Here is a 10,687-nt window from a genome sequence, read left to right on the forward strand (position 1 = left end):
GGTCGTGGCGCCTTCGCTGCGCCGCCGTCCCACCGAAAGCGATGCCCGTGGGCTGTTGCAGTCCCTGGGAGACCTCTGGGGGGCCGGTGTGGACGTCGCCTGGGACAAGTTCCATGGCGCGGAGCCGCGCCGCCGCGTGTCGTTGCCCACGTATCCGTTCGAGGAGAAGTCCTGCCGACTGGAGTCGTCGGGCGCGCCGCTCGTGTTGCCCATGGCCTCCGTGGCCGTGGCAGGGGCCGCGCTGGCTGGCACCGGCTCCGTGCTCCCCATCGCCCCCACTGGCGCATCGGCTCCCGTCACCGTGGGGGAGATCCAGCAGCGCGTCATGGATATCTGGCGCGAGCGTCTGGGGGCGGTGGATGTCGGCCCGGATGATGATTTCCTGGAGCTGGGCGGCAACTCACTGATGGCGGCGCAGATGCTTACCCGTCTGCGTGAGACGTTCTCCGTACAGCTCCCGCTGAGCGCGCTGTTCGAGGCCCCAACCGTGGCGGGCATCTCCGCGCGCATCGAGGCGATGCTCCAGGCGGCGGGCCCCCTGGCTGGCAGGGCGGCATCCGAGGTGATGTTCCGCATCGACCGCGCGGGTGAGCTGCCGCTGTCCGTGGTGCAGGAACGCGTCTGGCGGATGGAGCAGCTCGACCCGGGCAACCCGTCCCTCAACATGCCCCTGGCCGTGCGCATCTCAGGCGCCCTGGATGTTCCGGTCCTGGAGCGGAGCGTCAACGAAGTCATCCGCCGGCACGAGATGCTCCGCGCGACGTACCGCGTGGAGGACGGGCGTGTGCGCCAGCGGTTCTCCGCCGAAGTCCGCATCCAGGTGCCAGTGGTGGACCTGCGCTCCCACGGGGGTGACCGGGAGGCGGAGGCGCTGCGGCTGGCACTGGATGAGGCGGTGCGGCCGTTCTCCCTGGAGCACGGGCCCATCGTCCGCGCCAGCCTGCTGCGACTGGCCGAGGCCGAGCACCTGATGCTGCTCACGGTGCACCACATCGCCTCGGACACGCTGTCCATGGTGGCCTTCTTCCGTGAGGCCGCGGCGAACTATCAGGCGTTCCTCGCGGGGCAGCCCGCTCCGTTGCCGGAGCTGGCGGTGCAGTACGTGGACGCGGCGGCCTGGGAGCGCCGCTCGCTGGCGGGTGGAACACTTGCGGCCCAAGAGGCGTACTGGCGCGAGGTGCTGGCGGACCTGCCTCCGTCGTTGGAGCTGGCCTCGGACCGGCCGCGAGGGGCCGACCTGCGGCTGCGTGGCGCCCGCTTCCCGGTGGCCTTCTCGCGTGAGCTCAGCGCGGCGTTGATGGGCTTCAGCCAGCGTGAGGGTGTGACGCCCTTCATGACGCTGCTGGCGGCCCTGGCGTCGGTGCTCGCACGGTACTCGGGACGCGAGGACATCGTGGTGGGGACGCCGGTGGGCAACCGTGCCCGTGGCGAGCTGGAGCCTCTCATCGGCTTCGTGGCCCATGCGATGGCCCTGCGCACCGACCTGTCGGGTGACCCGTCATTCCGCGAGCTGGTGGCGCGTGCCCGTGAGACGACGGTCGGCGCGTCCAGTCACCAGGACGTGCCCTTCGAGCACCTGCTGCCGTTGGTGGCCTCCGGAAGGGACCCGGCACGCTCGCGGCTGTGTGACGCAGCGCTGGTGCTACACGCGCACGTCACCACGGCGCCGCCCTCCGTGGCGGGCCTGGACATGCAGTTGGTGGAGGTGCCGGGAACGCCCGCGCAGTTCGGTGCCACGCTCGGTGAGCTGACGCTGCTGCTGAACGAGAGCGAGAGCGGCGGCTTCCACGGCTTCATCGAGTACGCCACCGACCTTTACGACGAGCCGCGCATCGCGCGCCTGTCGGCCCACCTCCAGACGTTGCTGGGGGCGGCCCTCGCGAACCCAGCGCTTCGCGTGTCACGGATGCCGCTGTCGGCCCCGGAGGAACGCAGCGCTGTCGCGCGGGTGCCTGCTTCGTTGGAAGGGGATACCAAGTCTGGTCAGGCCGTGGCTTCCAGCGAGCCGCCTTCCGGTCAGTCATCGAGCATTGGGCATCGGGACCTCGCGGATGCGGCTGTGCTGGCACGGTTTGCTTCGTGGGTGGCACGGACGCCGGACGCGGTGGCCATCAGCATGGGCGACCGTCGCCTGTCGTGGCGGGAGTTGTCGGCAAGGGCCCGAGGTCTCGCGGTCCGGTTGAAGCAGGAGGGCGTGGGCAGTGACGTGCCGGTGGCGGTGCGCATCACGCCGTCAGTGGAGTCGGTCATCGCGCTTTGGGGTGTGCTGGAGGCGGGCGGCGCATGCCTTCCCGTGACGGCCGGAGAGGTCGCGGAGCTGACGTCCCTGTTGCCTGCTCAGGGGCCCCGGTTGTTGCTGGTGGCCCGGACGGAGGACGTGCCGGCGTTGCCGAAGGGAATCCGCGCCCTCGCGGCGGGCTCGGTCGATTCGAGCGCGGAGGCGACGGAGCGCGTGCCCGCGGAGCGGTTGGCCTTTATCGTTCCTTCGCCCGAGGTGCTGGGCGGACACGGCCGGGTCATGCTGAGCCACCGCAACGTCGCGCACGTGCTGGCCTCATTGGATGCCCGGACGGGCGCGGGCGAGGGGGACGTGTGGTTGGCGGCGGGTGGTCCTTCGGCCGACCCGTCGGGATTGGACGTGCTGTGGGCACTGGCGCGCGGAATGCGCGTCGTCCTTCCACCCGAGCGGCTCGCCGCGCGCTTCGCCGTCCTGGGCCGCAATCCGGACACGCGGCGGCCTCTCGACTTCAGTCTTTCGTATTTCGCGAACGATGAGGACTCGCTGGGCGAGGAGAAGTACGAGCTGCTCCTCGAAGGCGCGAAGTTCGCGGACGCACACGGCTTCTCCGCTGTCTGGACGCCGGAGCGGCGTTTCCACTCCTTCGGTGGCTTGTATCCGCAGCCTTCGGTGGTCGGCGGCGCGCTGGCGATGCTCACGCGGCACGTGCAGATTCGCGCGGGCAGCGTGGTGTTACCGCTCCATGACCCCATTGAAGTCGCCGAGCAGTGGTCCGTGGTGGACAACCTGTCCCGTGGGCGCGTGGGGCTGTCCTTCGCCACGGGGTGGCACGCGAATGACTTCTCGCTCTCACCGGGGACCTTCGACCGGCGGCGCGAGGTGCTCATCGAGCGCCTGGAGGAAGTGCGGCGGCTGTGGCGCGGCGGCACGGTGCTGCGGCGCAACGGCGCGGGCAATGAAGTGGAGTTGGCGCTGCGGCCCAAGCCGAAGCAGAAAGAGCTGCCGGTCTGGCTGACGTCCACCGGCAACCCGGAGACGTTCCGGAAGGCCGGTGAGGTGGGGGCGGGCATCCTCACCAACGTGCTCGGACTGGGCTCGAACCTGGACGAGCTGGCGACGAAGGTGGCGCTCTACCGCGAGACGTACCGCAAGGCGGGACACGGCCCAGGCCAGGGGCACGTCACGTTGATGCTTCACACCTTCCTCGGCCAGGACCTGGACGAGGTGCGCGAGGCTGTGCGCGAGCCGCTGCTGCGGTACTTCCGCAGCTCGGTGGACGTGTTCGCCAACCTGGTGGCGAGCCAGGGCCTTCAGGTGGATGTGCGCGGCCTCACGCCGGAGGACGTGGAGGTGATGCTTGCCCAGGGGGTGGAGCACTACATCAAGGAAGGTGGCCTCTTCGGCTCGGTGGAGGACTGCGTGCGCGTGGTGGAGCGCGTGCGCTCCCTGGACGTGGACGAGATTGCCTGCCTCGTCGACTTCGGCGTGGAGCTGGAGCCGATGATGTCCAGCCTCCGCCTGCTGGACGTGGTGCGCCAGCGCAGCCAGGTGCAGGCCCTGCCCGCGGACGCGGTGCTGGCCGAAGGCGATGCTGGATTCGGCGCACTGCTGTCGCTGGTGCGAGACGAGGGCGTCACGACGCTGCGCTGCGCGCCGTCGCAGGCGCGTGCCCTGGCGGAGCTTCCTGGCGCCGAGGCGGCGCTGGGGAGCGTTCGTCTCTGGGTGCTTGGGGGCGAGCCGCAGGACGTCGTCACCTCGGCGCAGCGGGTGGCGGTGGAGTCTTCTTTGGTGGGCGCGGCGTGGCCGTCTCCCGCTTCGGCGCCCGTGTACGTGCGGGATGCGTCCGGCGCCCCGGTGCCCGTGGGCGTGGTGGGGGAGCTGGCCCTGGGCGGCGCGGCGGTTCCGCTGGGCTTCTGGAATGACCCGGAGGCCACGCGGGCGCGCTTCATCTCCGTTCCGGGCTCGGATGAGCACTTCTTCGTGACGGGCCAGCGTGCCCGTTTCCGCGACGCCGGCGAAGTGGAGTGCGTGGCCCCCGCGCGTGCGACAAAGGCGCGACGTTCTATCTCGCAGCCAGCTCGCGGCACCGCGGGCACCCGGGCCCCCGCGCAGCAGACGGTGGGACCGGATGCTTCCTCCGCGATGGCCACTCCCGTGGTGCGCGTAGGTCGGGACAAGCCGCTACCGCTGTCCTTCCCCCAGCAGCGCATCTGGTACCTCCACCAGTTGGACCCGGCGGGCATCGCGTACAACAACACCGTCACCCTACGCCTCGATGGCGCGGTGGACGAAGCGCTCTTGGAGGCCGCGCTGAACGCGCTGGTCCGTCGGCATGAAGTCCTGCGCACCACCTTCGCGCTCGAAGACGGCGGTGCGTACCAGGTGCTTGCCGACGCCATGCCCCTGGTGCTGGAGCGGCTGGAGGCCCGAGGCGGCACGTTGGAGGCGCGGGAGTCGGACGCGCTGAAGCAGGCCCTGACCGAGGCGCGCAAGCCCTTTGACTTGATGCACGGGCCGGTGATGCGAGCCGTGCTGATTCGCATCAGCGAGTCCGTGTCCGTGCTGCACCTCACACTGCACCACATCGCCTCGGACGGATGGTCTGGGGGCGTGCTCTTCCGCGAGCTGGTGGCGGGCTACGAAGCGCTCGCGGCGGGTCGGCCGTCACCGCTGCCGGAGCTCCCGATTCAGTACGCGGACTACGCAGTGTGGCAGCGCGGCTGGCTGGAGGGGCCGGGCATGGAGGCCCAGCTCGCGTACTGGAAGAATCAGCTCGCGGGCGCGCAGGTGTTGGAGCTGCCAACGGACCGTCCGCGTCCCGCGCGCTGGACGGGCCGGGGCGGCCGTCTCCAGGTCTCCGTGGACAAGCCGGTGATGGACGCGGTGTGGGCCGTGGGCCGTCGCGAGGGCGCCACGCCCTTCATGGTGCTGACGGCGGCGTTCCAGACGCTGCTGCACCGGTACTCCGGGCAGGACGACATCATCGTCGGAACGTCCGCGGCGGGCCGCAACCGTCCGGAGCTGGAAGGGCTCATCGGCTGCTTCCTGAACACGCTCGCAATCCGAGGCGACCTGTCGGGAGCCCCCACCTTCGTGGAGCTGCTGCGCCGGGTGAAGGTGGCGTCGATTGGCGCGTACGCCCACCAGGAGATTCCGTTCGAGCGGCTGGTGGATGAGCTGCGCGTGCCGAGAGACCCGAGCCGCATGCCGCTGGTCCAGGCGATGCTCACGTTCCACAACACGCCGCCCGTCGAGGTCCACACGCCAGGGCTGGGCGTGAAGATGGTGGAGCTGGACATCGGTGCCACCAAGGTGGACTTGTCGTTGGAGCTGCGTGAGACGCCGCAGGGCCTCACGGGCGCCTTGGAATACCCGGCGGACCTGTTCGACCTGTCCACGGTGGAGTTGCTGTGGGCGCGCTTCGTCCGGCTGCTCCAGGGCATCGCCGCGAATCCGTCGCAGCGCGTGTCGGAGTTGCCGCTGCTGTCCGACGCGGAGCGCCAGCGGATGCTGGTGGAGTGGAACGACACCCGCGAACCCTTCGCGGCGGACGCGACCCTGCATGGCTTGTTCGAGGCGCAGGCTGCTCGAACGCCGGACGCGGTGGCGGTAGTGGCCGAGGGCCAGCAACTCACGTATGCGCAGCTGGATGAACAGGCCAACCAGCTCGCGCACCATCTGCGTACGCTGGGCGTGGGGCCCGAGGTCCGCGTGGGGCTGTGCACGGAGCGCTCCGTGGAGCTGGTGGTGGGGCTCCTGGGCGTGTTGAAGGCCGGCGGCGCGTTCGTCCCCTTGGACCCCGCGTACCCCACGGCTCGGTTGACGCACATGATGCGGGACGCCGGGCTGTCCGTGGTGGTGACGGTGGATGACATCGCGGACGTGCTCCCCGCGGGCGGTGAGCTGCTCGTCGCGGTGGACGGCGACGGACGCCACATCGCGCGCAATCCGTCGGAGCCACCTCGCGTGGGTTCGTTGCCGGAGCATCTGGCATACGTCATCTACACGTCTGGCTCCACGGGCACTCCGAAGGGCGTGTTGGTACCGCATCAGGGCCTCTGCAACACCCTGGGCACCATCATCCGGGCGCATGACGTGCGGCCAGGGCGGCGCGTGCTCCAGGCGGCGGCGCTCGGGTTCGATGCGTCCGTCCTGGAGGTGTTGTCCACGCTGGTGGCTGGGGCGGAGCTGCACCTGGCGCCGCGCGAGTCACTGCTGCCGGGAGAGCCGCTGCGCGGCCTGTTGGCGTCGCGGGGCATCACCACGGTGACGCTCACGCCTTCGTCCCTGTCGCAGTTGGAGCCGGAGGGCCTTCCCTTGCTGGAGACGGTCATCTCCGCCGGAGAAGCCTGCTCGCCGGAGTTGGCGCGGCGCTGGAAGCCGGGGCGGCGACTGCTCAACGGATATGGGCCCACGGAGGCGTCCGTCTGCGCGACGCTCTCCACCGAGCTGGACGTGGAGCGGCCGGACATCGGCCGGCCCATCGCGAACATGCGCGCGTACGTGCTGAATGGGCGGGGGCAACCCGTACCTCCGGGCGTGCCGGGCGAGCTGTACCTGGGCGGACCGGGCGTGGCGCGGGGTTATCTGGGGCGACCGGAGTTGACGGCGGAGCGCTTCGTCCCGGATGCATTCTCGGGAGAGGCGGGGACGCGGCTGTACCGCACGGGCGACCGGGTCCGCTTCCTCGCGGACGGGCGCCTGGAGTACCTGGGCCGCACCGACTTCCAGGTGAAGCTGCGCGGCTTCCGCATCGAACTGGGCGAAGTGGAGGCGGTGCTGCGCCAGTACCCCGACGTGCGTGACGCGGTGGCCCTCGTGCGCGAGGACACGCCGGGAGCGCGGAGGCTGGTGGGGTACGTCGTACAAGCCGCCGAACTGGACGCGTCGGCGCTGCGCTCGTTCATGAAGGAACGGTTGCCTGACCATCTGGTGCCCGCTGCCTTCGTCGCGCTGGACGCGCTTCCGCTGTCACCCAGCGGGAAGGTGGACCGGGCGGCGTTGCCGGCTCCAGACGCAGCGCGCGGAGGCAACGCAAAGGTGTACACCGAGCCGCGCACCGAGGCGGAGAAGGCGTTGGCCGCGCTCTGGGCGCAGGTGCTGGGCGTGGAGCGCGTGGGCCTGCACGACAACTTCTTCGAGCTGGGCGGCGACTCCATCCTGGGCATCCAGATCGTCTCCCGAGCCAAGGCCCTGGGGCTGGAGCTGGAGCCGGCCATGCTCTTCGAGCGGCAGACGCTCGTGGAGCTGGCGGCCGCCGCGGGGACGGCGAAGGCAGGCACGGCGGAGCAGGGGCTGGTGGAGGGGCCCGTGCCGCTGACGCCCATGCAGCGCATCTTCTTCGACGAGTGGGCGTTGCCTCAGCCGCACCACTACAACCTGGCCGCGGTGCTGGAGGTGCGCCGCCCGGTGGATGCCGCGCTGTTGGAGGAGGCGTTGCGGACGCTGGTGTCGCACCACGATGCGCTCCGGCTGCGCTTCACGCGGGCACCGGAAGACTGGCGCCAGTCCGTCGCGGGCGTGCCCGAGCGAGTGCCCGTGAGGCGCGTGGACCTTTCTTCCGTGCCGGAGGCGGATCAGGGCGCCGCGTTGGAATCCGTGGGCGCGGAGGTTCACCAGAGCCTGGACCTGGGCGAGGGACTGCTGCTGCGCGCTGCCTTGTTCGAGCGGGGTGCGGGCCGTTCGTCCCGGCTGCTGCTGGTGGTGCACCACCTGGCGGTGGATGGTGTGTCGCTCCGTCCGCTGCTGGAGGACCTGGAGACGGCATACTCGCAGCTGGAGCGGGGGGCTCCGGTGTCGCTGCCGCCGAAGACGACGTCCTTCAAGGCGTGGGCGGAGCGGCTGGTAGCGCATGCTCGGACGGACGAGGTGGCGCGCGAGCTGCCGCTCTGGAAGGCCTCGCGTGACGTCCCCTCGCTCCCGGTGGACCTGTCAGGTGGCGACGACACCGCGGGCTCGGAAGCACTGGTGACGGTGACGCTGGACATGGATGAAACGAAGGCGCTGGTGGGCGAGGTGCCCCTGGCGTACCGGGCGCGCGTCGACGAGGTGCTGCTCACGGCGGTGGCACGCGCGGTGTCCCGCTGGACGGGCAGCCGCAATGTGCGGCTGGAACTGGAGGGCCACGGGCGCGAGGCCCTCTTCGGTGACGTGGACCTGTCTCGCACCGTGGGGTGGTTCACCAGCACCTTCCCGCTGGAAGTGGAGTTGCCGGAGGCGGGCAGTCCAGGAGACGCGCTCAGGACGCTGCGGGATGCACGGCGGCGGTTGCCGGTGAATGGCATGGGCTATGGATTGCTGCGCTACCTGCGCGAAGACACGGCCCAGACGCTGCGCGCCTCGTCGCGCGCGGAGGTGGGGTTCAACTACCTGGGGCAGCTCGACGCGGCGGCTCGGGGGGCGGAGCGCTTCGCCCTCACGGAGGAGCCGAGCGGCGCGTGGCATGGCGCGGGAGGCCGCCGGCCGCACCGTCTCGAGGTGAATGCCGTGGTGAGCGAGGGCCGGCTGAAGGTGGCCTGGGCCTACAGCACGCGCGTCCACCAGCGGGCGACCATCGAAGTCTTGGCTGACGGCTTCCTGTCATCGCTGCGTGAGCTGATGGATGGCCGGAGTACGCCGGACGCGGCGCGCCGTTCGCCTGGGGACTTCCCGCTCGCGCGCCTCTCGTCCTCGTCCCTGGACCGCTTACTGCGGCAATTCCCGAACCTGGAGGACCTGTACCCGCTCACGTCGCTTCAGCAGGGCATGCTGTTCCATGTCGCGCTCGCGCCCCAAGGCTCGGGGGTCTTCCACGAGCAGTTGGCGTGGACGTCACGTGGGAAGGTGGATGTCGCCGCGCTGCGACGGGCGTGGGCGGTGGTCATCGCTCGCAACGCCGTTCTGCGAACGTCCTTCATCCACGAGGGACTGCCGGAGCCGCTCCAGGTGGTCCATGCCAAGGCGGACCTGCCCTGGACGGAGCACGACCTGCGTGGTGTTCCCGCCGAGGAGCAGCGCGCCCGGCTTGAGGCGCTGGTCCGTGAGGACCGTGCCCGTGGCTTCAACCTGGCGCCCGCGCCTCTGGCCCGGATGGAGGTGGTCCGCCTGGCCGAGCAGGAGTACCGCTTCCTCTGGAGCCACCACCATCTGGTGATGGACGGGTGGGGCGTGGGCGTGATGTTGAAGGAGGTCTTTGCCTGCTACGCGGCGCTGACGCAGGGGCGCGACGTTGCCTTGCCTCGTCCCGCGGCCTGGCGCGACTACATGGCCTGGTTGCAGCGGCAGGACCTGTCCCGTGCCGAGGCGTTCTGGCGCGAGGAGCTCGCGGGCTTCACCACGCCAACGCCGCTGCCTGGCGCTCGGGCCGCCGCGCCCGGGATGGAAGCCGCCGTCACGGGTGAGGAGATTCTGTGGCTCTCGGAAGAAGCCACGGCCGCGCTTCAGGCCTTCGCACGGCGCAACGCGGTGACGCTCAACACGCTGACGCAGGGCGCGTGGGCGCTGCTCCTCGGGCGCTATGCGGGCCAAGAGGACGTCGTCTTCGGAGCCACCGTCTCCGGGCGTCCCGTGGACCTGCCGGACGCCGAGTCCATGGTGGGCCTGTTCATCAACTCGCTGCCCATCCGGGTGGGCCTGTCTTCCAACGCACTGGTGGTGCCCTGGCTGCAGAAGCTCCAGGCACGGCAGCTGGAGATGCGGAAGTACGAGCACAGTCCGCTGGTCCAGGTGAAGGGCTGGAGCGACATGCCTCGGGGCCTGCCGCTTTTCGAGAGCCTGCTCATCTTCGAGAACTATCCGCTCGACACCTCGCTGGGACAGGGCGTGCCGGGGCTGGAGGTGGTGGACGTGGAGAGCCATGAGCAGGGCAACCACCCGCTCATTGCCTATGTGGTTCCCGGTGACAGGCTGCGCTTGAGCCTGGCCTACGCTCCCGAGCTGCATGGCTCGGACGTGGTTGCCGAGTTGCTGGAGCACTGGCGCATCCTGCTGGAGGCCCTGGCCTCTGGCGTGGAGCGGCTCGCCGGCGTGACGGTGCCGGGGGACGCCGAGCGGCTTCAGGCCATGGCCATGGCGCGGGTGGCCCCCGCTGGCCACGCCGCGGAGTACGTCGCCCCTGCGACGCCGGAGGAACTGGCGCTGGCGGGGATCTGGACGGAGCTGCTCGGCCGGCCGCGCATTGGCGCCCGGGACGACTTCTTCGCTCTGGGCGGACACGCCGGGATGGCCGCGCGGATTGTGGCGCGCGTGCGTGAAGCGTTGGGCGTGGAGCTGCCGCTGACGGCGGTCTTCGAATCGCCCACGCTCGCGGGCATGGCGGAAGTGGTGTCCCGGATGGCGGGCTCGATGAAGCGGCTCGCGGATGATGCCATCGCACCGGCGTCGAAGTCGCTGGACCCGGCCGCATTGGATCAACTGTCGGACGAGGAACTGGACGCGCTGTTGGACGCGACCGAGGCGGAGGGCTGAGCC

General features: G+C 70.5%; 1 protein-coding gene (running past one end of the window). It reads left to right on the plus strand.

Features of this window, described 5'->3' with window-relative positions; all coding sequences use genetic code 11:
• Positions 1–10,684 carry the 3' portion of a non-ribosomal peptide synthetase/type I polyketide synthase gene (locus tag BHS09_RS18230; protein WP_140791666.1) on the plus strand. It extends 2,462 nt beyond the left edge of the window, so 10,684 of the gene's 13,146 nt are visible here — the last part of the coding sequence; the start codon falls outside the window, past its left edge; the stop codon is at positions 10,682–10,684.
• The last annotated feature ends 3 nt before the right edge of the window (positions 10,685–10,687 follow it).

This window comes from Myxococcus xanthus (genome assembly GCF_006402735.1).
GTDB lineage: Bacteria > Myxococcota > Myxococcia > Myxococcales > Myxococcaceae > Myxococcus > Myxococcus xanthus_A.